We start from the raw sequence: 1,103 nt of genomic DNA, 5'->3' as shown, positions 1-1,103 counted from the left end.
GTGCCGACTTCCGGTGCGCTCCGCGCCGGAAGTCGGCACAACGGCTCGTGCCCACTGCTGTGTGCCGCTCTCCGGTCCGTTTCGGACCGGAAGACGGCACACGAGTGGTTCTTACGCTCGGTCGCCGGTGATGTATTCGGTCAGGGTGCTTCGTTCGGTTTCCAGTTCGCCGATGCGATTTTTGACGACGTCGCCGATGCTGACGACACCGCACAGCGCCCCATCGACGACCACCGGCACGTGCCGGAAGCGGCCTCGGGTCATCAACCGTTCGACGTCTTCCAGCTGGGCTTCGGGCGTGACCGTGCGCACCTGGGTGGTGGCGATCGCACGGACCGGTTCGGCCAGCACGCCGGCGCCCCGCTGGGCCAGTGCCCGGACGACGTCCCGCTCACTGACGATCCCGTCCACCACCGAACCGTCCCGGGACACCACAGCGGCCCCGATCCGATGCTCGGCGAGCAGATTCAACAGCACCTCGGTACTGGTCTCCGGCTCAACGGTGACGACACCCGGCCCTTTGACCCGAAGGATGTCACTGATTCGCATAGTCTCCTCCTCGCACTGGTCCTGCACTGGGCCCCCGCTGTGGTTCGACTCGCGTACCACCTCTATGCCCAAACCAGCCCACTGCTGTCAAGAAGGCCACTCCTGGGAGCCGCGGGCCCCGGCCCACCGCACCCGCCATCACCACAACCGGCCACCGCCACAGTCCGCGGCCCACCACCGCAGTCCACGGCCCACCACCGCAATCCGCAGCCCACTACCGCAATCCGCCACCGCCGACGTCCGCCGCCGCAGCGCATCACCACTGCAACCCGCCACCACTGCAACCCGCCACCGCCGACGTCTACCGCCACAACCCGCAACCGCAGCAGCAGCCGGCCGTCCACTGCCACGACCCGCTCCACTACTGCCGCAACCCGCCCGGCCGCTGCCGCAGCGCCGCCTCGCCGCCGCCGCTTCCTGCTCGAATTCGGCCGCGCTTGCTTCGTTCACTGCCCCACGACCGTCATTCCGGAAATGCAGCAAACCCGGAAATGCAGAAAGGCCCACCCGATAACCCGGGTGGGCCTTTCCACAAGTTGAGTCCGGCGGCGTCC

1 protein-coding gene is annotated in these 1,103 nt (G+C 68.1%); it reads right to left on the bottom strand.

Translation table 11 applies throughout. The features are described 5' to 3' along the window. Positions 1 to 111: 111 nt before the first annotated feature. Positions 112 to 549, bottom strand: coding sequence for a CBS domain-containing protein (locus ACQ0O7_RS45115; RefSeq protein ID WP_430792103.1), 438 nt, complete (start codon positions 547 to 549; stop codon positions 112 to 114). Positions 550 to 1,103: the final 554 nt, after the last annotated feature.

Origin of the sequence: Actinoplanes sp. G11-F43 (assembly GCF_050589265.1) — a bacterium.
Taxonomy (GTDB): Bacteria; Actinomycetota; Actinomycetes; order Mycobacteriales; family Micromonosporaceae; genus Actinoplanes.
This window is presented reverse-complemented; position numbering and strand designations above follow the sequence as displayed.